This is a genomic window from Streptomyces sp. NPDC086519 (genome assembly GCF_040686075.1).
Taxonomy (GTDB): domain Bacteria; phylum Actinomycetota; class Actinomycetes; order Streptomycetales; family Streptomycetaceae; genus Streptomyces; species Streptomyces shenzhenensis.
Genome location: NZ_JBFBJL010000029.1, coordinates 53012 through 73562 on the forward strand (window position 1 = coordinate 53012; position 20551 = coordinate 73562).

Annotated in this window: 20 protein-coding genes; 12 read left to right on the forward strand and 8 right to left on the reverse strand. The window is 71.4% G+C overall.

Going from position 1 to position 20551, the window contains the following annotated elements:
- Window positions 1-73: 73 nt before the first annotated feature.
- A complete protein-coding gene (locus AB0P24_RS26370) occupies window positions 74-703 on the reverse strand; it encodes a TetR/AcrR family transcriptional regulator (protein WP_365798045.1) in 630 nt (209 codons plus the stop codon).
- A gap of 196 nt (window positions 704-899) precedes the next feature.
- Window positions 900-2498: an MFS transporter gene (locus tag AB0P24_RS26375; protein WP_365798047.1), complete on the reverse strand. Its 1599-nt coding sequence runs from the start codon at window positions 2496-2498 to the stop codon at window positions 900-902.
- Between the two features lie 226 nt (window positions 2499-2724).
- Between AB0P24_RS26375 and panB the strand changes: the two genes are divergently transcribed.
- The gene (gene panB, locus AB0P24_RS26380; protein WP_365798049.1) at window positions 2725-3600 is read left to right on the forward strand and encodes a 3-methyl-2-oxobutanoate hydroxymethyltransferase; all 876 of its coding nucleotides are present in this window, start codon (window positions 2725-2727) and stop codon (window positions 3598-3600) included.
- 273 nt (window positions 3601-3873) lie between these two features.
- Here the strand turns inward: panB and AB0P24_RS26385 are convergent, their stop codons facing one another.
- Window positions 3874-4395 (reverse strand): GNAT family N-acetyltransferase, encoded by a 522-nt coding sequence (locus AB0P24_RS26385; protein WP_365798051.1) that lies wholly within the window; start codon window positions 4393-4395, stop codon window positions 3874-3876.
- Between the two features lie 141 nt (window positions 4396-4536).
- Between AB0P24_RS26385 and AB0P24_RS26390 the strand changes: the two genes are divergently transcribed.
- Both AB0P24_RS26390 and AB0P24_RS26395 read left to right on the forward strand, forming a co-directional pair.
- Complete coding sequence (locus tag AB0P24_RS26390) at window positions 4537-5544, forward strand: ATP-binding cassette domain-containing protein (RefSeq protein ID WP_365798053.1); 1008 nt, start codon at window positions 4537-4539, stop codon at window positions 5542-5544.
- Window positions 5541-6353, forward strand: a complete 813-nt coding sequence (locus AB0P24_RS26395) for an ABC transporter permease (protein ID WP_365798055.1) — start codon at window positions 5541-5543, stop codon at window positions 6351-6353. The genes AB0P24_RS26390 and AB0P24_RS26395 overlap by 4 nt, the downstream gene beginning before the upstream one ends.
- 32 nt (window positions 6354-6385) lie before the next feature.
- Here AB0P24_RS26395 and AB0P24_RS26400 read toward each other — a convergent pair whose 3' ends face one another.
- A complete protein-coding gene (locus AB0P24_RS26400) occupies window positions 6386-9664 on the reverse strand; it encodes a BTAD domain-containing putative transcriptional regulator (RefSeq protein ID WP_365798057.1) in 3279 nt (1092 codons plus the stop codon).
- Window positions 9665-9699: 35 nt separating this feature from the next.
- Window positions 9700-10245: a Uma2 family endonuclease gene (locus AB0P24_RS26405; protein WP_365798059.1), complete on the reverse strand. Its 546-nt coding sequence runs from the start codon at window positions 10243-10245 to the stop codon at window positions 9700-9702.
- A gap of 137 nt (window positions 10246-10382) precedes the next feature.
- On the opposite strand from AB0P24_RS26405, the gene AB0P24_RS26410 reads away from it, so the two are divergent.
- Window positions 10383-11183 (forward strand): site-2 protease family protein, encoded by an 801-nt coding sequence (locus AB0P24_RS26410; protein WP_365798061.1) that lies wholly within the window; start codon window positions 10383-10385, stop codon window positions 11181-11183.
- A gap of 89 nt (window positions 11184-11272) precedes the next feature.
- Here AB0P24_RS26410 and map read toward each other — a convergent pair whose 3' ends face one another.
- Window positions 11273-12130: a type I methionyl aminopeptidase gene (map, locus tag AB0P24_RS26415; RefSeq protein ID WP_365798063.1), complete on the reverse strand. Its 858-nt coding sequence runs from the start codon at window positions 12128-12130 to the stop codon at window positions 11273-11275.
- Window positions 12131-12188: 58 nt separating this feature from the next.
- Here map and AB0P24_RS26420 point away from each other — a divergent pair, with 58 nt between their 5' ends.
- Window positions 12189-12422 carry a hypothetical protein gene (locus tag AB0P24_RS26420; RefSeq protein WP_365798065.1) on the forward strand — a complete coding sequence of 78 codons (234 nt, stop codon included), beginning with the start codon at window positions 12189-12191 and terminating at the stop codon, window positions 12420-12422.
- A gap of 91 nt (window positions 12423-12513) precedes the next feature.
- On the opposite strand, the gene AB0P24_RS26425 is transcribed toward AB0P24_RS26420, so the two are convergent.
- The gene (locus AB0P24_RS26425) at window positions 12514-13113 is read right to left on the reverse strand and encodes a hypothetical protein (RefSeq protein WP_365798067.1); all 600 of its coding nucleotides are present in this window, start codon (window positions 13111-13113) and stop codon (window positions 12514-12516) included.
- Window positions 13114-13193: 80 nt separating this feature from the next.
- Here AB0P24_RS26425 and AB0P24_RS26430 point away from each other — a divergent pair, with 80 nt between their 5' ends.
- The 3 genes from AB0P24_RS26430 to AB0P24_RS26440 all read left to right on the forward strand — a co-directional run bounded on the left by AB0P24_RS26430 (window position 13194) and on the right by AB0P24_RS26440 (window position 15276).
- Window positions 13194-14273, forward strand: coding sequence for a sialidase family protein (locus AB0P24_RS26430; protein WP_365798069.1), 1080 nt, complete (start codon window positions 13194-13196; stop codon window positions 14271-14273).
- Between the two features lie 37 nt (window positions 14274-14310).
- Entirely contained in the window at window positions 14311-15030 is a 720-nt protein-coding gene (npdG, locus tag AB0P24_RS26435) for an NADPH-dependent F420 reductase (protein ID WP_365798071.1), read from the forward strand.
- A 63-nt stretch (window positions 15031-15093) separates the two neighbouring features.
- Entirely contained in the window at window positions 15094-15276 is a 183-nt protein-coding gene (locus AB0P24_RS26440; protein ID WP_365798073.1) for a hypothetical protein, read from the forward strand.
- Here the strand turns inward: AB0P24_RS26440 and AB0P24_RS26445 are convergent.
- A complete protein-coding gene (locus AB0P24_RS26445; RefSeq protein WP_365798075.1) occupies window positions 15266-15937 on the reverse strand; it encodes a PhzF family phenazine biosynthesis protein in 672 nt (223 codons plus the stop codon). The genes AB0P24_RS26440 and AB0P24_RS26445 overlap by 11 nt on opposite strands.
- Before the next feature lie 193 nt (window positions 15938-16130).
- On the opposite strand from AB0P24_RS26445, the gene efeO reads away from it, so the two are divergent.
- From efeO to AB0P24_RS26465, 4 genes are read left to right on the forward strand one after another with little or no spacing between them, the layout of a single operon-like run.
- Window positions 16131-17267, forward strand: coding sequence for an iron uptake system protein EfeO (gene efeO / locus AB0P24_RS26450; RefSeq protein ID WP_365798077.1), 1137 nt, complete (start codon window positions 16131-16133; stop codon window positions 17265-17267).
- Between the two features lie 10 nt (window positions 17268-17277).
- Entirely contained in the window at window positions 17278-18621 is a 1344-nt protein-coding gene (efeB, locus tag AB0P24_RS26455; protein ID WP_365798079.1) for an iron uptake transporter deferrochelatase/peroxidase subunit, read from the forward strand.
- A 3-nt stretch (window positions 18622-18624) separates the two neighbouring features.
- A complete protein-coding gene (gene efeU, locus AB0P24_RS26460; protein WP_365798081.1) occupies window positions 18625-19530 on the forward strand; it encodes an iron uptake transporter permease EfeU in 906 nt (301 codons plus the stop codon).
- Between the two features lie 34 nt (window positions 19531-19564).
- The gene (locus AB0P24_RS26465) at window positions 19565-20479 is read left to right on the forward strand and encodes a hypothetical protein (RefSeq protein WP_365798083.1); all 915 of its coding nucleotides are present in this window, start codon (window positions 19565-19567) and stop codon (window positions 20477-20479) included.
- Window positions 20480-20551: the final 72 nt, after the last annotated feature.

Genomic DNA, 20551 nt, shown 5'->3' on the forward strand with positions numbered 1-20551 from the left:
AACAGGCCGGGGGGAGGAGTTCCGGTTACCGCCGGGTCGGCGGGGACTGTGACGAAACGCGAACACTCCACGCTCACGACTCCGGTGCGGTGACGGGCCCGAGACCCGCCAGCACGGCGTCGACGATCTGTTCGGCCAGACCCTCGGGGAGATCCGCGTCCGGGCGCAGGATGGCCCTGAGCAGCATCGGGCCGGTGAACATGTCGTTGGCCAGGTCGAGGTCGATGTCGGCGCGGAGTTCGCCGTTGCGCTGGCCCCGGCGCAGCACTTCCTTGCCGAGTTCGCGCCGGGGGTTGACGACGTTGGCGTGGTAGGCGTTCCAGATGCGGGGGCTGCTCTTCATCTGGGCGTAGACGTTGTGCAGGATCGCCGACGAACGGTTCATCAGTCCGCGCTGCCGCAGCGACTCCAGCAGCACGACGAGGTCGTCGCGCATGGAGGTGCCGGGGAGTTCGGGGTCGGGGGGCTCGGCGGCGCGCATGACGTCGACGAAGAGCTCCTCCTTGCCGTTCCAGCGGCGGTAGATGGTCGCCTTGCCGACGCCGGCGGTCCGGGCGATCCGCTCGATGGACAGCTCGCCGAGCGGCACGCCGTCCTCCAGGAGTTTCATCACGCCCTCCAGGATGGCGACTTCCACCGCCTCGCTACGGGGGCGGCCCCGGGCCGGGGCCATCGACCGCGGACCGCTGTCGGCAAGCGTCACGTCATACCGTCCTCTCACTGACTACGAGAATCCTCCCGCAGCCGAAGCCTCCCCCCGTGGTCGCCACGAGGTTTCCCCCGTGGGCCGCCCCCACTGTCCCCGCGCTTCCCGGGGCCGTCAGGGTTGCCCACGGACTCCAGGGGCCCTGGGTGTCCCCCGTGGTTCCTGCCGGTGCCGGAGGACCTTCAGTCGTTCGTCATTCCGCCGCTACGACCAACTCCGGCTCCCGGTCGCCCTGCTGACCCGCCGGTGGTTTGCCCGGGAGGAAGAGGGCCACGACCACGGCGCCGATCAGTGCGACGCCCGCGCCGCACAGGGCGGTGGTGTGCATGGCGTGCAGGAAGGCGTCGTTGGCGGGGGTGACCAGGGCCTTGCCCTGCGCGCCGAGCTTGGCGGCGACGCCGAGCGTGGCCTCGATGGACTCGCCGGCGGTCTCGCGCAGCCCGGGCGGCAGCGTGCCGAGCTTGCCCTCGATGCCGTTGCGGTACGACGTCGAGAGCACCGAGCCGAGCACGGCGATGCCGAGGGCGCCGCCGACCTGGCGGAAGGTGTTGCTGAGCGCGGAGGCGGAACCGGCCTTCTCACGGGGCAGGGCCTGCATGATGACGACTGAGGTCGGCGTCATGATGTGCGCCATGCCGAAGCCCATCAGGAAGAAGACGATCTCAAGGATCCAGATCGGCGTGTCGGCCTCGAAGGTGGCGAAGGCGCCCAGGGTGGCGGCGATCAGCACCAGGCCGCCCGCGGTGGTGGCCTTGTTGCCGAGCCGCTCCACCACCAGCCGGGCCCGCGGCGCGAAGATCATCTGCGCGACGGCCAGCGGGAGCAGCAGCAGACCGGACTGAAGGGGCGAGTAGCCGCGCACGCTCTGGGTGTAGAAGACGGAGAAGAAGGTCACGCCCATCAGCGCGAAGAAGACCAGCGCGATGGCGGCCATGGCGGCCGAGAAGACCTTGTTCTTGAAGTAGGTGACGTCCAGGGACGGGTGGTCGCTGCGCTTCTCGAAGATCACGAAGGCGGCGAGCACCACGACGCCCGCGGCGACGGTGGCAAGCACCTTGGCGTCCGTGAAGTCGGCGAGTTCGCCGCCCTTGATGATGCCGTAGACGAGGAGGACCAGGCCCACGACGGAGAGGACCACGCCGACGGGGTCGATGCGTCCCGGGCGCGGGTCGCGCGAGTCCGGCACCAGCCAGAACATCAGGGCGAGCGCGATGATCACGATCGGTACGTTGACGAGGAAGACCGAGCCCCACCAGAAGTGGTCCAGCAGCACACCGCCGGTGATCGGGCCGATGGCGATGGCAAGGCCGACACCACCGGCCCAGATGCCGATCGCCTTGGGCTGCTCCTCACGCTCGAAGACGTTCATCAGGACGGCCAGGGTGGCGGGCATCACGAAGGCGGCGCCGAGGGCCATCAGGGCGCGGAAGGCGATCAGCTGGTCAGGGGAGCCGGACTCGGCGGCGAGGGCCGAGCCGACGCCGAAGACCAGGAGGCCGCCGACGAGCACCTTCTTGCGGCCCAGGCGGTCGCCGACGAGGCCGGCGGTGAAGAGCAGGCCGGCGAAGACGAGGGTGTAGGCGTTGATCGCCCACTCCAGCTGGCTCTGGGTGGCGCCGAGGCCGACCGGAGCCGGGGTGGAGATGGTCTTGACCGCGACGTTCAGGATCGAGTTGTCGAGCACCACGATCAGCAGGCTCAGCATGAGCACGCCGAGAATGGCCCAGCGGCGCCGGTGCACCGCCTCGGATATGCGCGGACCCGATGGTGCGTGGTCGGCAGGAGTTGTCATACGGACGAGCCTAGACCCATTTCAATACGGCACCGTCTCGTATCTGAATCACTTTACCTGAACCTTACATAACGCGACAGGATGACGCGGGATAGGGGGCGGCCGGTGGCGGTGACCGATGGATCACACGGAGGCGCTCTGGCCGAGGACGGCACGAGGTGCCACCATGGGAGCGATCCGGGGACACCGTGAGGGTGCCACGAGATGACTTGAAGGAGCCGTTGTCATGACGCAGCTTTCGGCTGCCCAGACTGTGCAGAACAGCCCCTCCGACGGCAGCAAGGCGCTGTACGGGGGTAAGGGCACTCGACGCATCACGGTCCGCGACCTCGCCCTCGCCAAGGAACGCGGCGAGAGGTGGCCCATGCTCACCGCCTACGACGCGATGACCGCCTCCGTCTTCGACGAGGCCGGCATCCCGGTCCTCCTGGTCGGCGACTCGGCCGGCAACTGTCACCTCGGCTACGAGTCGACGGTGCCCGTCACCCTGGACGAGATGACGATGCTGTCGGCGGCCGTGGTCCGCGGCACCCGGCGCGCCCTCATCGTCGGCGACCTCCCCTTCGGCTCCTACCAGGAGGGCCCGGTGCAGGCGCTGCGCTCGGCGACCCGGCTGGTGAAGGAGGCGGGCGTCGGCGCCGTCAAACTGGAGGGCGGCGAGCGGTCGCACGAACAGATCCGGCTGCTCGTCGAGTCCGGCATCCCGGTGATGGCGCACATCGGCCTGACCCCGCAGTCCGTCAACGCGATGGGCTACCGGGTGCAGGGCCGCGGCGAGGAGGCGGCCCAGCAACTGCTGCGCGACGCCAAGTCGGTGCAGGACGCGGGCGCGTTCGCGGTCGTACTCGAACTGGTCCCGGCGGAGCTCGCGGCCGAGGTGACCCGGGTGCTGCACATCCCGACCGTCGGCATCGGCGCCGGTCCCGACACCGACGCACAGGTCCTGGTCTGGACGGACATGCTCGGCCTGACCTCGGGCCGGGTCCCGAAGTTCGTGAAGAAGTACGCGAACCTGCGCGAGATCATGGGCGACGCGGCCAGGGCCTACGCCGAGGACGTCGTCGGCGGAACGTTCCCGCAGGAGGAGCACTCCGTCCACTAGCCCCGCCCCGCGCCGAGGCACCCATCAGAGCCACTGCGGCAACACCAAGGACAGCCCGCCGATCTTCCCCCGTCGGCGGGCTGTCCCGCGTCGTGGGGGACATCGTTCGGACGGGCCGGCCGGGCGCTCCGCCGGAAGTGCCGCGCGGTCGCCGTCCGTCGGCTGCGGCGCCGGCGTGGCCGGCCGCGCCCACGCGGCGGGAGCGGCCTGTCGGACACCACCCCGCGCCCCTTCAGGACGCCGCCGGACCGCGGCGGACTTCGCCGGAGCCGCTCAGGCCGGCGCCGCTCCCCAGGTTGTCGGGCGGTGCCAGCGGAGTTCGCCGTCCTGCCGTATGCCGGTGGGGACCAGCCCGGCGGCCCTGGCCACCGCGGCGGAGGCGTGGTGGTCGGGGTGGATGTGGGCGATCACGTCGGCCGTCGGCCGGCGGGTGAGCCAGTCGACGAGAGCGCGGGCGGCCTCGGTGGCGATGCCTCTGCCCTGCCAGGGAGTGCCCACCACCCAGGCGATCTCGGCGACCGGGCCCCGCACCGTCGCCTGGACGTAACCCGTCAGGCAGTCCTCGGCCCGGAGCCGGATCACCCAGTTCAGCCAGGAGACGTCCGGGTCACCGGAGCCCGCGGTGACCCGGCGGTAGCGCGAGCGCAGTTCCCCGGCGGTGTCCGGCGTGCCGCCGGTGAAGGCGTGCAGCGCCGGGTCGGACAGCACCGCGGCCATCTCCTCGGCATGCCCGACCCGCAGCGGCAGCAGATCGAGCCGCCCGGTGCTGATGGCCTCGGCCGAGAGCGGGGTCACGCCCGACAGCGTACGCCCCGGTGTCCGCGGCCTGTCGGCGGGCCGTCGGCAGGCGTTGTCGGCAGGCGTTGTCGGCGGGCCGTCGGCAGGTGTCGGCGGCCTGTCGGTGGTTTGTCGGTGGTGCCTGGCACGGTTCTTGCCATGACGCGAATCGACAACAACGCCGTGTCCGTACGGGGGCTGGTGAAGCACTACGGCGACACCAAGGCACTCGACGGAGTTGATCTGGACGTCCGCCAGGGCACCGTGATGGGCGTGCTCGGACCGAACGGGGCGGGCAAGACCACCCTGGTGCGGATCCTGTCCACGCTGCTGCGGCCCGACGCGGGAGAGGCGACCGTCGCCGGGTACGACGTGCTGCGCCAGCCCCGTCGGCTGCGCCGGGTGATCGGGCTGACCGGGCAGTACGCCTCCGTGGACGAGAAGCTGCCGGGCTGGGAGAACCTGTACATGATCGGCCGGCTGCTGGACCTGTCGCGCAAGGACGCGCGGGCCCGGGCCGACCAGCTGCTGGAGCGCTTCTCCCTGACCGAGGCCGCCAAGCGGCCGGCGAGCACCTACTCCGGTGGCATGCGGCGCCGGCTCGACCTCGCCGCCTCGATGATCGGGCGCCCCCAGGTGCTCTTCCTGGACGAGCCGACCACCGGTCTCGACCCGCGCACCCGCAACGAGGTGTGGGGCGAGGTCAAGTCGATGGTCGGCGAGGGCGTGACCGTGCTGCTGACCACCCAGTACATGGAGGAGGCCGAACAGCTCGCCTCCGAGCTGACCGTCGTGGACCGCGGGAAGGTCATCGCGAACGGCCGGGTGGAGGAGTTGAAGGCGAAGGTCGGCGGCCGCACGCTGCGGGTGCGGCCCGTCGATCCGCTTCAGGTCCGGCCGCTCGCCGCCATGATCGACGAGCTGGGGATCACCGGGCTCGCCGGTACGACCGTGGACGGCGAGAACGGCACGCTGCTGGTGCCGATCCTCAGCGACGAGCAGCTGACCGCCGTGGTCGGCGCCGTGACCGCCCGCGGCATCACCATCAGCTCCATCACCACCGAACTGCCCAGCCTGGACGAGGTGTTCCTGTCCCTCACCGGCCACCGCGCCAGTGCCCCGCAGGACGCCATGCCCGCCGACGACCGTCAGGAGGCCGCCGTATGACCACCGCCGTCACTGTCCCCGTGGCCGACACGCCCATCTCGCTGCGCGCCCATCTGCGCCACACCGGCGCGCTCGTCCGCCGCAACCTGCTGTGGATCCGGCAGGACCCGGAGTCGATGTTCGACGCCATCCTGTTCCCGGTGATCTTCACCCTGCTGTTCGTGTACGTCTTCGGCGGCTCCATCGGCAAGTCGCTGGGCGGCGGCCAGCAGGCCTACGTCCAGTACGTCGTCCCCGGCCTGATGGCCATGATGGGGATGAACATGGCCCAGGGGGTGGGCACCGGTTTCAACACCGACTTCAACTCCGGTGTGATGGACCGCTTCCGGTCCCTGCCGATCGGGCGCGGCTCCGTGCTGTTCGCCAAGATCGCGGTGGAGCTGATGCGGATGCTGTTCGCGACCGCGGTCCTGATGGTCGTCGCCGTCCTGGTGGGCTTCGACATCACTCACTGGTCGGGCCTGCTGGCCTCGGTGGGGCTGTCGGCGGTGTTCGGCTCGGCCCTGATGTGGGTGTTCCTCACCCTCGGGGTGGTGATGAAGAACGCGCAGTCGGTGCAGGCGATGGGCTTCCTGGTGCTGATGCCGCTACAGTTCGGCTCCTCGATCTTCGCGCCGACGAACTCGATGCCGGGCTGGCTCCAGGCCTTCACCGACTACAACCCGCTGTCCGCGCTCGCCGACACCGGGCGCGGGCTGATGCTCGGCGGTCCGGTGACGCACAGTCTGTGGATCACCCTGGCCTGGTCGGTCGGGCTCACCGCGGTGGCGGCACCGTACGCGATCTACAAGTTCCGTACGAAGAGCTGACGTTCGCCAAGAGGCGCGGACAAAAGAAGACGTCAGAGCAGGGCGGTGGCCTCCGCACGGGAGAGGGCACCGCCCTCGGCATACGCCGACTCGTAGGCCCGCTCGTCGGCGAGGGCGGCCCGGACCCGGGTCTCCGACCGGTCGCGTGAGGTGCGCTCCAGACCGACCTGGAGGTGGCCGGGCGGCAGCAGGGCGTCGGCGGCGCCCAGGCAGCGGGCGGCGTCCAGGGCGCGCGCACCCCCGTCGAGGCCGGCCAGCGCGACCGCGGCGACGGTCAGGCACAGGGAGGTCAGGTGCGGGGTGATGGCCTCGCTCAACGGGTCGACGGCGAGCCGCAGCGCGTTCCGCAGCCTGTCCAGGGCCTCCGCGTGGCGGTCGTCGAGGGCGTCCACCCAGGCCTCCTGGGTGAGGATCAGGGCGTCGAAGACGACGAAGTGGGAGATCTTGAACTCGCTGCGCACCAGCCGGACCTGCTCACGGGCCTCGGGGACGCGGCCGCTCAGCAGGAGCCAGGTGGTGAGGAAGAGCCGGGCGGCGGCCATGGCCTCGTTGTTCAGGCCCTCGTTGTCGGCGACGACCTGGCGCAGCAGCCGTTCCCCGCGCTCGGTCTGGCCCGACTCGATCAGCACGCTGCCGAGACGGGCGTGCAACACGGCGACCTGGGCGCGGGCGCCGAGCCGGCCGACCCGCTCGATCGCGGCCTCGTAGTCGGCGGCCGCGGCCAGGTAGTCGCCTTTGCGCTCCCGGGCCTCGGCGCGCCCGGAGAAGGCGTCGGCGGTGCCCCAGTCGTCCCCGAGGCGCCGGAAGATCTCCAGTGCCTCGTCGGCGTCCCGGGTGGCGTCGCCCGCCCAGGCGGCCCGGTTGGCGAGCAGGTTGGCGCGCATGGCGAGCGACCCGGCCAGCTCCCATTCGTAGCCGGGCGTCTCGCGGCAGGTGCGGACGGCGGCGTCGAGGATCTCGCGCAGCCGGTCCATGCCGCCGGTCAGCATCACGGCGAAGAACCAGAACATGCCCGGGGCCCGGCAGGTCTGCGGCAGGCCGGGCTCGTAGACCTCGGTGACGGCGCGCAGTCTGGCCTGCGCCTGAGGCGTCTGCCAGACCTCCAGTTCGGTGTCCATGCAGGCCAGATGGGCCAGGTGCACGCCTCGCCAGGCCTCGGCGAGGACCTCGCCGGTGTACGGCGGCGGGGTGTCGGTGCAGCGCCGCCACACCGGTTCGGCCCGGCTGAGCGGTGCGGTGAACGGGTCGGGGCCGAGGGCCATGACGTCGGCGCACCAGGTGCGGGTCTCGATGCGCTGGTCGTGCAACTGCCAGTACCAGAACAGGGAGTGGAGCAGGCAGAGCGCCTCGTGCTCGTCCCGCGCGGCGATGGCGTGCCGCAGCGCGGTGCGCAGGTTCTCGTACTCCAGCTGGAGCCGTGCGATGGCGGCCCGCTGGCGGGGTCCGCGCAGCAACGGTTCGTTGGTGCGGGCGAGTTCGCGGTAGTACGTCAGATGGGCGCGCGCGGCGGCGGCGCGTCCGCCGTTCTCGTCCAGGCGCTCGCCGGCGTACTCGGCGACGGTCTCCAGGAGGCGGTAGCGCATCCCGTCGTGCTCGGCCTCGCCCGAAGGGGCCGCCACGACCAGGGACTTGTCGACCAGTGAGCCGAGCGCATCGAGGGCGGCGGGGCCGCAGACGGCCTCGGCGGCGGCCAGGTCGCAGCCGCCCGCGAAGACCGAGAGGCGGCCGAGGACGTCGCGTTCGCCGGCGTCGAGCAGGTCCCAGGACCAGTCGACGACGGCGCGCAGGGTCTGCTGGCGGGGCAGCACGGTGCGGCTGCCGGAGGTGAGGAGGCGGAAACGGTCGTCCAGCCGGTCGGCTATCTGACGTGGGGTCAGCATCCGCAGCCGGGCGGCGGCCAGTTCGATGGCGAGGGGCAGTCCGTCCAGGCGGCGGCAGATCTCGGCGCAGGCCGCCGCGGTCTCCTCGTCGGCGTCGACCGTGAAGCCGGGGCGGGCCGCGGCGCCCCGGTCGGCGAGCAGCCGCAGCGCCACCGGCTCGGGCAGCGGCTCCACCGGGCGCAGCAACTCCCCCGGCACGCCGAGGGGTTCGCGGCTGGTGGCCAGGATCGTCAGGTCCGGGCAGCTTTCCAGGAGCCGGGCCGCGAGGCCGGCCGCCGCGTCGACGACGTGCTCGCAGTTGTCGAGGACGAGCACCATCCGGCGCCGGGCGCAGTGGTCGACGAGCCGCTCGACCGGATCGTGGTGCCGGTCGGAGGCGGCCCGCATGGCCTCGGCGCCGCCGCCGTACAGCACGGCCTCGCGGGCGCCGAGCGCGCTGAGCACGGCCTCGGGGACGTCGGCCGGGTCGTCGACGGGGGCCAGCTCGGCCAGCCAGACGCCGTCCGGGGCGTACCGCACGGTCTCGACGGCCTCCTGCGAGAGCCGGGTCTTGCCGGCTCCGCCCGGTCCGAGCAGGGTGACCAGCCGGGCGGCGGCCAGGTCGCCGCGGATGGCCTCGATGTCGGCCTCGCGCCCGACGAAGGAGGTGAGCCGGGCGCGCAGGTTGCCGGGCCGGGCCGGGTGCCCGGCGGACACCGCCGGTGCCGGGTCCAGCAACTCGGCGTGCAGGGCGCGCAGTTCGGGTCCGGGGTCGGAACCGAGGCGGTCCGCGAGCAGGCGGCGTACGTCGTCGTAGGCGGCCAGCGCCTCGGCGCTGCGCCCGGTGCCGTGCAGGGCGCGCAGGCGCAGGGCCTGGAGGGGCTCGTCGAGGGGGTGGGCGTCGCACAGGGCGGTGAGCTCGGGCAGGGACTGCTCGGCCTCGCCGAGGGCGAGGGCGGCGGTGTGGCGGGCGCGCAGGGCGTCCAGGCGGCGGACGTCGACGCGGGCCGCCTCGGCGGTGCGGTCGGGCAGGTCGGCGAGGGCCGGGCCGCGCCACAGGGCGAGGGCGTCGTCGAGGACGCCGGCCGCCTTGGCCGGGTCGCCGTCGGCGAGGGCGCGCAGGCCCTCGCCGGTGAGCCGCTCGAAGCGGTGCAGGTCGACGTCGTCGGGGGCGGCGGCGAGCCGGTAGCCGCCGTCGGCGGAGTCGACGGCGTCCGCGCCGAGCGCCCTGCGCAGTCGGCCGACCAGGGCCTGAAGCGCACCGGTCGCGTCGGCGGGCGGGTCGTCGCCCCACACCTCGTCGACGAGCAGCCCGGCGGACACCGCGCGGTTCGGCCGCAGCGCCAGCACGGTCAGCAGGGCACGCAGCCGCGCCCCGCCCACGGGGACGGCGGTGCCGTCGGGGCGGAGTGCCTGGGTGGTGCCGAGGATCGTGTAGCGCACGGGGTCCATTGTCCCTGGGGACGCCCCGGTACCGCCGCAGGGTTTCAGATGCGCATGAACTGCGAGGAGTCGAGGGTGAGGGTCTGGTCGGCTACGGGGATCTCGATCCGGTCGCCGAAGACGCCGGCCTCCTCGTGCTGGTACGCGCCGTCCCGGGGCCGGGTCAGCAGGGTCCAGCGGGCGGCGAGCAGGTCGACGATCAGGTACGCCGGGATGCCGCGCAACGCGTAGTGATCGGACTTCGTACTGTAGTCACGATTCTTGCTCTCGGGCGAGACTACCTCGACGACGAAGGGCAGCACTCCCTCGTCGAATTCGCTGCTGCCCGGATCCAACTGCTCCTGAGGAAGCGCGGAGACGTCCGGTTCAGGCATGTAACCCTCACGGGCAGGCCGGACCCTGAACTCACCGATCGGCACCCACCCGGGCAGCCCCGCATCGATCTGGCTGAAGATGCGCATCTGAGTCGTCACATGCGCTTGTGTGACTGGTACCACAGTGAGTCCGTTCCGGGTCAGCCGGAGGCGCATCCGCCTTGGCAGCTGCAGGGTCTCAAGGACATCGGCCACCCAGCCCTCGGCAACGGTCATGGCACCTCCCAGATCCAGTTGCTTCCAGACTAACGACTACCAGGAACCCACGGCCCTCCGCATGACGTTCTTCTCACGTCACCTGTACGGTCGACCCGCACGCCACCACCGCCGAAGCGACCCGGGAGTCCCACCCCATGACCGCCACCACCACCCGCCCCAGTGACCGGCGGATCAGTCCCGTGTTCGTCGGGATCCTGGCCGTCACCGCGGTCACCGGGTGGGCCACCTGGTCCGGGTTCGCCGAGCAGCCCGGGGTCGCCGTGTTCCTGTTCGTGACGGCCGCCTGGATCGTCTCCCTCTGCCTGCACGAGTACGCGCACGCGCGCACCGCCCTGCACGGCGGCGACATCACGGTGGGCGCGAAGGGCTACCTGACCCTGAACCCGCTGAAGTACACGCACGCCCTGCTGAGCATCGTGCTCCCGGTGCTGTTCGTGATCATGGGCGGGATCGGTCTGCCGGGCGGCGCGGTCTTCATCGAGCGCGGCCGGATCCGGGGCCGCTGGCGGCACAGCCTCATCTCGGCCGCCGGTCCGCTGACGAACGTCCTGTTCGCCGCCGTCTGCACGGCCCCCTTCTGGCTGGACGCGCTGGACGGCGTCCCGCGCGACTTCCGCTTCGCCCTCGCCTTCCTCGCCCTGCTCCAGGTCACGGCGGCGATCCTGAACTTCCTGCCGGTGCCGGGCCTGGACGGCTACGGCGTGATCGAGCCCTGGCTGTCGTACGGCGTCAAGCGCCAGGTGGAGCCGTTCGCGCCGTTCGGCCTGCTGTTCGTGTTCGCGCTGCTGTGGGTGCCGTCGGTCAACAGCGCGTTCTTCGACGTGATCGACGCGCTGCTGCGCCACCTGGGCGTCGGAGACCTGGACCGGTACTGCGGCCAGCGGCTCTACCGCTTCTGGCAGGGGACGGACGAGTTCTGCTCGATCAGCCGGTAGCACGGGGGATCAGGCCGACGTCATGTCGGTGAGAAGCACCGCGATCAGGCCTGCCCTCCGAGGGGAGGCCAGGCCTGATCGGGCAGGTGTCAGGGAAGCGTGAGGATGTCCGCGCCGGTGTCGGTCACCACCAGCGTGTGCTCGAACTGCGCGGTTCGCCTGCGGTCCTTGGTGACGACGGTCCAGCCGTCGTCCCACATGTCGTACTCGTGCGTCCCGAGCGTCAGCATCGGCTCGATCGTGAAGGTCATCCCGGGCTGCATCACGGTCGTCGCGTGCGGGCTGTCGTAGTGCGGGATGATCAGCCCGGAGTGGAAGGACGAGTTGATGCCGTGCCCGGTGAAGTCGCGGACCACCCCGTAGCCGAAGCGCTTGGCGTACGACTCGATGACCCGGCCGATGATGTTGATCTGCCGGCCCGGCCGGACCGCCTTGATCGCCCGGTCCAGGGACTCCCGGGTCCGCTCCACCAGCAGCCGGCTCTCCTCGTCGACGTCCCCGACCAGGTAGGTCGCGTTGTTGTCGCCGTGCACCCCGCCGATGTACGCCGTCACGTCCAGGTTGACGATGTCACCGTCCTGGAGCACCGTCGAGTCCGGGATGCCGTGGCAGATGACCTCGTTGACGCTGGTGCACAGGGACTTGGGGAAACCGCGGTAGCCGAGGGTGGACGGGTAGGCCCCGTGGTCGCACATGTACGTGTGCGCCACCTTGTCGAGTTCGTCCGTCGTCACACCCGGCTCGATGATCTTCGCGGCCTCCTCCATCGCCTGTGCGGCGATGCGGCCGGCGATCCGCATCGCCTCGATGGTCTCCGGGGTCTGCACCTCGGGCCCGGTGTACGGGGTCGGCGCGGGTTTGCCGACGTACTCGGGGCGGCGGATGTTTCCGGGTACCGAACGGGTGGGAGAGAGCTCCCCTGGTACGAGCAGCGACTGGCCAGACATGCCAGCGAGTCTAACCAGCGGGCATGCGGGAACATGTGGATGGCGAAAGGAGCCGGTCATGGCCTTGTTCAAGAAGCGGACCGTCGCGAAGGCGGGCGAGTGGTACTACTGCCTGGAGCACCACAAGGTCGAGGAGGGGCCGGAGTGCCCCGCCAAGGACCGGTTCGGTCCTTACGCCAGCCGTGCGGAGGCCGAGCACGCGATGGAGACCGCCCGGGAGCGCAACCTCCAGTGGGAGAACGACCCGCGCTGGCACGACGCGCCGGCGGGTGACTCCTCGGACGAGGACTGACCGGACCGGTCAGGGCCGGGTGGGGACGGTCAGGGCCGGGTGGGGACGGGTGGGGACGGCGGCCACGGTCGTGCGCCGGGCGGGCGGGCCGTCACCAGGGGGTCGGAGGCGGGGCCGTCACCGTCTCCGCCAGGCGGGCCAGGCGGTCGCGGAAGCGGCGGCGGGTCCTCGGGGAGGGGCCGTTCTCGCCGGCTGCCGCGCTGACCAGGTGCTGGACCGTGTCCAGATCCAGTTCCGCGCTCTCGGGGACGGTGAGGGTCTCGTGGGCCATGGCGGTCAGCGCGTCGTCGGCGGTGGTGGACAGGGTCAGGACCGTCACGCCGGCGCGGCGCGCCGTGTGGACCCGCTCCAGCAGCGGTTCGGTGTCACCCGGCGCCACCACCAGCAGCGTCTCGCCCCGGCGCGCCGTCTCGATGCGGGCGGGGCCGACCGCGAGGTGCGCCGGGTCGGTGGGACGGGCGTCGTGCCGTACCAGGGTCGGCGCCAGTTCCGGCGTACCGGACCACGCCGCCTCGTCCACCAGGTGCGCGGCGAGATGCCACGGCTCGTACTCCGGGGTGCCGATCAGCAGCAGTCCGCCGCCGTGGGTCACCACCGAGCCCCGAAGGGCACCCGCGAATCTGCGTGTGGCGGTCAACCACTCGGTCCCGGCGAGCACTTCACGCAGCAACGCGACCCGTACGGCGTCCATGCCTCCGCATACTGCCGTAATCGGGCACTCGTGACGCGGAGTTCACCCCGAATTCGCCCGACCCGGGGAGAAGGCGGCCCATGAGCGACGCAGAGGCAAGCATTCCCTTTCGCGCGGGCGAAGAGGGCTACGCCAGTTTCCGGATCCCGGCGGTGGTGGTCTCCCGGGCGGGCACCGTGCTCGCCTTCTGCGAGGGGAGAGTCGACTCCGCCGCCGACCACGGGCACATCGAGGTCGTGCTGAAGAGGTCCGGGGACGGCGGGCGCACCTGGGGAGCTCTCCAGGCCGCCGCCCGCAACGGGACCGATCTCGCCGGGAACCCCGCGCCCGTGGTGCTCGACAGCGGACGGATCCTGCTCGTGCACGTCCGCAGTGCCGCCACCGCCACCGAGGACGCCGTCCTGCGCGGGCAGGTGCCGGACGCCGACGGGCGGCGGGTGTGGGTGCAGCACAGCGACGACGACGGGGTGACGTGGTCCGCGCCGAAGGAGATCACCTCGTCGGTGAAGAAGGCCGGATGGCGGTGGTACGCCACCACGCCCGGCCATGCCGTCCAACTGCGCTCGGGGCGGGTCGTCGTGGCCGCCAACCACACCCTGCCGCCCACCGGGACGGACAACGGCACCGAGGGCAGGTACAACAGCGGGCACTGCCTGCTCAGCGACGACCGCGGGGAGACCTGGTACCTCGGCTACCTCGACGAGAACACCGACGGATACGTCAACGTCAACGAGACCACCGCCGCCGAACTGCCCGACGGGCGCGTCTACTTCAACACGCGCAACGACTCCCCGGCGCCGGGGAACAGGGCCGACGCCCACTCCGCGGACGGCGGGCGCACGCTCGTGAAGCCGTTCCGGCCGCAGGCCGGGCTCACCGCCCCCGTCTGCGAGGCGAGCGTGCTCCAACTGCGCGATCCGGACCTGCTGCTGTACTCCGGCCCCGCCGACCCGGCGGCCCGCGCCCTGATGACGGTCCGTGTCTCCGCCGACGGCGGTACCACCTGGCGCCCCGCGTACACGGTGGACGGACTGCCCGCCGCCTACTCCGACCTGACCCGGATCGACGCGGCCACCGTCGGACTGCTGTACGAGACCGGTGACTTCGGCGCGTACGAGACGATCACCTTCCGCCGGGTGCCCGTGAACCGGCTCACCTGACCGGGTACGGCCGCCGGCCCGGACGTAGAGTCGGCCCATGACCTCTACCGACAGTGCACAGCAGCCGGCGGCCGAGAAGGCCCCCGCCAAGGATCCCTGGGACCTGCCCGACGTCTCCGGTCTGGTCGTGGGTGTGCTCGGCGGCACCGGCCCGCAGGGCAAGGGCCTCGCCTACCGGCTGGCGCGGGCCGGCCAGAAGGTGATCATCGGTTCCCGGGCCGCCGAGCGCGCGCAGGCCGCCGCCGACGAGCTCGGGCACGGTGTCGAGGGCGCGGACAACGCCGAGTGCGCGCGCCGCAGCGACCTGGTGATCGTCGCCGTACCGTGGGACGGGCACGGCAAGACGCTGGAGTCACTGCGCGGGGAACTGGCCGGCAAGCTGGTCGTGGACTGCGTCAACCCGCTCGGCTTCGACAAGAAGGGCGCCTACGCGCTGCGGCCGGAGGAGGGCAGCGCGGCGGAGCAGGCCGCGGCGCTGCTGCCGGACTCACGGGTCACGGCCGCCTTCCACCACCTCTCCGCGGTGCTTCTCCAGGACCCGGAGATCGAGGAGATCGACACCGATGTGATGGTGCTCGGGGAGGTGCGGGCCGACGTCGAGATCGTGCAGGCGCTGGCCGGGCGCATCCCCGGGATGCGCGGCGTCTTCGCGGGGCGGCTGCGCAACGCCCACCAGGTGGAGTCCCTGGTCGCGAACCTGATCTCGGTCAACCGCCGCTACAAGGCACACGCCGGACTCCGCCTCACGGACGTCTGAGCGGATGGGGGACACTGGTGGTCGCCGCCAGTGTCCCCGACCGATCCGAAAGCGACCCGCCTCATGCCCCGCCTCGCCCTCTACGCCCTGGCCGTCTGCGTCCTGGCCGTCACCGCCGCTGTCATCTCCTTCGTCCAGGGCAGCTGGCTGATGGGGGTGGTCTGGGTGCTGCTGACGGGCCTGTCGTCCAACATGACCTGGTACTACGCGAGGCGCGCCCGGCAGGACAAGTCGGTCACCGGCTGATCCGGGGCTGCTTCTCCTCGCCCTCCAGCAGGACCCGCCCGCCGATCTCCACCCAGCCGTACGGCTGGGGTGCGGTGAGGATCTGCGAGCCCCTGCCCTGGGTGATGTTCAGGGCCCGGCCCAGCTGCGCGGTGAGCAGCAGCGCCGCCGCGCCGGTCGCCTCGTCCTCGTCGATGCCGTCGTCACGGCCGGGGAAGGCGCGGGCGCGCACCCGGCCGGCCGACTCGTCCTCCCACGCCCAGGCATACAGCCACTCCCCCGGCGGCGGCACCGGCAGCGCGTCGACCTCGGCGGCCGTGGCGTACTGGCGCAGGGTGCGCGGCGGTACCCACTCCGGGAGCGCCTCGATCCAGCTGAACTCGCCGTCCAGCCGGGCGCCCACCACACCGGCCGGGGTGACCAGTTCGGGCACGTCCAGCAGCCAGGCGCTGCCCACGCAGGGGTGCCCGGCGAACGGCAGGCGCAGGGTGGGGGTGTAGATGTCGATGACCCCGCGCTCGGGGTCGTCCACGAACACGGTCTCGCTGAACCCGAGTTTCGCGGCCAGCGCCTGCCGGTCCTCCCGGTCGGGCAGCACGGAGCCGTCCCGGACGACCCCGAGCTCGTTGCCGTACCCGCCGTTCGCCGCGCAGAAGACACGCAGCACGTCGTAATCAGTCACTCCGGCATTGAAGCACTCACAGCACCCTTGACTTTCCCTTTACTTTCTCTTGGCGCATATTTTGAGCCAGCGGGATCAGGCCACGCCTGTGATCTTTCTATGTCTGGCACATCACCACCACTCCCGGTAAAAGTAAGGTAAGCCTCGGGTAAGTTAGGTCAGCCTCACCACACCAACCCCGCTTGGAGCCTGCATGCGTGCCGTCCGACTCACCGTCACCGCCGCCGCCACCGCGGCCGCCCTGACCGCCCTCTCGGCCTGCACGGCGAAGAGCGACGCCGAGGGCGAGGGCGCGATCAAGGTCACCGCCGCCGACTCCAGGTGTGAGACGTCCACGAAGTCGGTTCCGGCCGGGCACGTCACGCTCGCCATCGAGAACACGGGCTCCAAGGCCACCGAGGTCGAGATCCTCTTCCCGGACGACCGGATCGTCTCCGAGAAGGAGAACATCGGGCCGGGGACCAGGTACACGCTGACCGCCGAGGTCAAGGCCGGGTCGTACGAGATAGCCTGCCGGCCCGGGATGAAGGGGCACGGGGTGCGGCAGAAGCTGACCGTCACCGGCTCCGGGGCCGTCGCCAAGCGCAACCCGACGCTCGACAAGGCCGTCGCCGACTACCGCGAGTACGCCCAGGAGCAGGCCGACGCCACCGTCCCGCTCGCCCGGACCTTCGCCGACGCGATCAAGGCCGGTGACCTGGAGGCCGCCAAGAAGGCCTACGCCCCCTCGCGGCTCGGCTGGGAGCGCACCGAGCCGATCGCCGAGTCCTTCGGTGACATCGACCCGAAGACCGACACCCGCGCCGACGGCCTGGAGGAGGGGCAGAAGTGGACCGGCTGGCACCGGCTGGAGAAGGCCCTCTGGGCGGACCGGAAGATCGGTGCCACCGAGGCGGCCCTCGCCGACCGGCTCGTCGCCGACCTGACCGGCTGGCAGAAGCGGGTCGGCAAGGCCGAGATCACCCCGACCTCCATGGCCAACGGCGCCAAGGAACTCCTCGACGAGGTCGCCACCGGCAAGGTCACCGGCGAGGAGGACCGTTACTCCCACACCGACCTGGTCGACTTCAAGGCCAACGTCGAGGGCGCGCAGAAGGCGTACGAGCTGCTGAAGCCGGTCGCCGCGAAGAACGACCCGGCGCTGACGGGCGAGCTGGACAAGCAGTTCGCCGCGCTCGACACCCTGCTCGACACGTACCGCGCGGACAAGACGTCCTACGACTTCGTCTCGTACGACAAGGTCACCAAGGACCAGCGCAAGGAGCTGTCCGACGCGGTCAACGCCCTCGCGGAGCCGCTGTCCAAGCTCGCCGCGGCCGTGGTCAAGTAAGGGGCGGGACATGGGTGAGAAAGTCAATCCGTCGCGTCGGGCGCTGATCGGGTGGGGCGGGGCCGGGCTCGCGCTCGGGGCCGCCGTGGCCGGGGGCGCGGTGGCGATGGCCGAGGCCGGTGACGACGCCGACCCGGCGGCCGCCGAGGCCGGGGGCGCGGTGGCGTTCCACGGCGCCCACCAGGCCGGGATCGCCACGCCCGTCCAGGACCGGCTGCACTTCGCCGCGTTCGACGTGAAGACCGACGACCGGGCCGAGTTCGTGCGGCTGCTCAAGGACTGGACGGCCGCGGCCCGGCGGCTGACCGCGGGCAAGGCCGTGGGCGAGGGCGCGTACGGCGGGCTCGCCGAGGCGCCACCGGACGACACCGGCGAGGCCCTCGGGCTCAGGCCGTCCCGGCTGACGCTGACGATCGGCTTCGGGCCGTCCCTCTTCGAGAAGTTCGGCCTGACCGGGCAGCGGCCGGCCGCGCTCGTCGACCTGCCCGGGTTCCCCGGGGACAACCTCGACTCCTCCCGCACCGGGGGCGATCTGTGCATCCAGGCCTGTGCCGACGATCCGCAGGTCGCCGTGCACGCCATCCGCAACCTCGCCCGGATCGGCTTCGGCAAGGTCGCCGTCCGGTGGTCCCAGCTCGGTTTCGGGAAGACCTCGTCGACGACCCCGGACGCCCAGACGCCCCGCAATCTCATGGGGTTCAAGGACGGCACCCGCAACATCGCGGGCACCGAGACCGGCCGTCTGAAGAAGTTCGTGTGGGTGGGGGACGGGGACGGGCCGGAGTGGATGACGGGCGGGTCGTACCTCGTCGCCCGCCGCATCCGCATGAACATCGAGACCTGGGACCGGACTTCGCTCCAGGAGCAGGAGGACGTCTTCGGGCGGGACAAGGGCGAGGGCGCCCCGGTCGGCAGGGCGAAGGAGCACGACGCGCCGTTCCTGAAGGCGATGAAGCCCGACGCCCATGTCCGGCTCGCGCACCCGGACTCCAACGGCGGGATCACCATCCTGCGCCGTGGCTACTCCTTCACCGACGGGACGGACGGACTCGGGCGGCTCGACGCGGGGCTGTTCTTCCTGGCCTACCAGCGCGACGTGCGCGAGGGGTTCATCCCGCTTCAGCGCAGGCTGTCCGCGTCCGACGCGCTCAACGAGTACATCCAGCACGTGGGTTCGGCGGTGTTCGCGGTGCCGCCCGGGGTCCGGGACACGGACGACTGGTGGGGCCGGACGCTGTTCTCCGAATCCTCCGAATCCTCCGAATCCTCCGAATCCTCCCAATCCTCCGAATCCTCGAAGTCCTCCGAATCATCCGAGTCCTCCAAGTCCTCCAAGTCCTCCAAGGGGGCGTGATCCGTGTTCTCCAACTACCTGATCGGTCTGCGGGAAGGCCTTGAGGCGTCCCTCGTCGTCTGCATCCTCATCGCCTACCTGGTCAAGACCGGGCGGACCGACGCCCTGAAACCGATCTGGACCGGCATCGCGGTGGCGGTGCTGATCGCCATGGGCTTCGGGTGCGCCCTCGAATTCGGTTCCCAGGAGCTGACGTTCCAGGCGCAGGAGGCGCTCGGCGGGTCGCTGTCCGTCGCCGCGGTGGGCCTGGTGACCTGGATGGTGTTCTGGATGCGGCGCACCGCCCGGCACCTGAGGACGGAGCTGCACGGCAGGCTGGACGCGGCTCTCGCGATGGGCACGGGGGCGCTCGTCGCCACCGCCTTTCTCGCCGTGGGGCGAGAGGGACTCGAGACCGCCCTGTTCGTGTGGGCGTCCGTGCACGCGGCGAGCGACGGCACCCCGCGCCCGCTGATCGGTGTGGCGCTCGGCCTGGCCACCGCGGTCTTCCTGGGCTGGCTGTTCTACCGGGGCGCGCTGCGGATCAACCTCGCCAAGTTCTTCACCTGGACCGGCGGCATGCTGGTCGTGGTCGCGGCGGGCGTCCTCGCGTACGGCTTCCACGACCTCCAGGAGGCCGACTGGCTCCCGGGCCTGACCCACCAGGCCTTCGACATCAGCGGCACCGTCCCGCCGGACAGCTGGTACGGGACGCTGCTGAAGGGCGTCTTCAACTTCCAGCCGGACCCGACCGTGCTCCAGGTCACGGTGTGGCTGCTGTACCTGGTCCCGACGCTCGTCCTCTTCTTCGCCCCGGTAGGGTTCGGCTCCGGGAAGGGGAAGGTGAAGGCACCTGATGAGGCATCTGAGGACGCATCCGACGACCGGGGACCGCAGCCCTCGGCGGCTCCGCGGACTCCGCAGACGTGACCGGAGCGCACTCATAGCGGTCTCGCTGACCGCCATGTCGCTGACGGCGAGCGGATGCGTGGTGGTGCACGGGGAGCGCGAGGTGCTCCCCACCACCACCCGCGCCGAGGCCGCCAAGGCGCTCCGGCAGTTCACGGACGCCTACAACAAGGCCGACAAGGCCTACGACGGCTCCCTGGACGCGGACTACACGACCGGCGCCCTCGCCGACATCGACTCCGCGCGCCTGAAGGCCGGGCACGTCAACAGTCCGGGCGGCAACTCCGGCCACTCGCCCCTGGCGTTCGACGACGTCACCTACACCATCCCGAAGAAGGCCGGCTGGCCGCGCTGGTTCGTCGCCGACGCGCACGGCAACAAGGGCGGCGACGCACGGTGGCTGCTGGTCTTCACCCGCGACAGCCTCTCCGCCCCGTTCCAGGTGGCGTACCTGACGCTGGTCGCGCCGGGCGACGTACCGAAGTTCACCACCGACAAGGACGGCTGGGCCGAGGCCGTACCGGCGAACAGCGCCCAACTCGCCGTCTCCCCCGCCGACCTGGGCCAGGACTACGCCACGTACCTGAGGAGCGGCGGCGCCGTCTTCGCGGACGGCCCGCACACCAGCGGCTGGCGCGCGGACCGCAAGAAGTCCACCAAGCCGGGCCTGGCCACCCAGTACATCGACGAGCCGCTGACGGGCGGCGACTACGCGCCGCTCGCGCTGCGCACCGCCGACGGCGGCGCGGTGGTGTTCTTCACCACCCGCTACTACGCCAAGCAGACGGCGGCCGCGGGCACCTCCGTGCCGACGCCGAACCAGGACGTCAAGGCGCTCACCAAGGGCGAGATCAAGCAGTCGCTGACGATGGAGTTCGTCTCCAACCAGGTCGCGCTGGACCCGGCGGGCACCGGGAAGGTCTCCGTCCTCGGCCGCGTCCAGGGCCTGACCTCGGCACAGGGTTCCTGAACAGCGCCCGATTTCAGCGCCCCCGAAGGGGCGCGGGGCCGTATCGATGTGCGGCTACCGCCGCGTGGGCGC

Bases quoted from the DNA above. Each gene is read 5' to 3' on its own strand.
- AB0P24_RS26375 (WP_365798047.1), bottom strand. From the start codon at position 2,498: ATGACAACTCCTGCCGACCACGCACCATCGGGTCCGCGCATATCCGAG.
- panB (WP_365798049.1), top strand. From the start codon at position 2,725: ATGACGCAGCTTTCGGCTGCCCAGACTGTGCAGAACAGCCCCTCCGAC.
- AB0P24_RS26390 (WP_365798053.1), top strand. From the start codon at position 4,537: ATGACGCGAATCGACAACAACGCCGTGTCCGTACGGGGGCTGGTGAAG.
- AB0P24_RS26395 (WP_365798055.1), top strand. From the start codon at position 5,541: ATGACCACCGCCGTCACTGTCCCCGTGGCCGACACGCCCATCTCGCTG.
- AB0P24_RS26400 (WP_365798057.1), bottom strand. From the start codon at position 9,664: ATGGACCCCGTGCGCTACACGATCCTCGGCACCACCCAGGCACTCCGC.
- AB0P24_RS26405 (WP_365798059.1), bottom strand. From the start codon at position 10,245: ATGACCGTTGCCGAGGGCTGGGTGGCCGATGTCCTTGAGACCCTGCAG.
- AB0P24_RS26410 (WP_365798061.1), top strand. From the start codon at position 10,383: ATGACCGCCACCACCACCCGCCCCAGTGACCGGCGGATCAGTCCCGTG.
- map (WP_365798063.1), bottom strand. From the start codon at position 12,130: ATGTCTGGCCAGTCGCTGCTCGTACCAGGGGAGCTCTCTCCCACCCGT.
- AB0P24_RS26420 (WP_365798065.1), top strand. From the start codon at position 12,189: ATGGCCTTGTTCAAGAAGCGGACCGTCGCGAAGGCGGGCGAGTGGTAC.
- AB0P24_RS26425 (WP_365798067.1), bottom strand. From the start codon at position 13,113: ATGGACGCCGTACGGGTCGCGTTGCTGCGTGAAGTGCTCGCCGGGACC.
- AB0P24_RS26430 (WP_365798069.1), top strand. From the start codon at position 13,194: ATGAGCGACGCAGAGGCAAGCATTCCCTTTCGCGCGGGCGAAGAGGGC.
- npdG (WP_365798071.1), top strand. From the start codon at position 14,311: ATGACCTCTACCGACAGTGCACAGCAGCCGGCGGCCGAGAAGGCCCCC.
- AB0P24_RS26440 (WP_365798073.1), top strand. From the start codon at position 15,094: ATGCCCCGCCTCGCCCTCTACGCCCTGGCCGTCTGCGTCCTGGCCGTC.
- efeO (WP_365798077.1), top strand. From the start codon at position 16,131: ATGCGTGCCGTCCGACTCACCGTCACCGCCGCCGCCACCGCGGCCGCC.
- efeB (WP_365798079.1), top strand. From the start codon at position 17,278: ATGGGTGAGAAAGTCAATCCGTCGCGTCGGGCGCTGATCGGGTGGGGC.
- AB0P24_RS26465 (WP_365798083.1), top strand. From the start codon at position 19,565: ATGTCGCTGACGGCGAGCGGATGCGTGGTGGTGCACGGGGAGCGCGAG.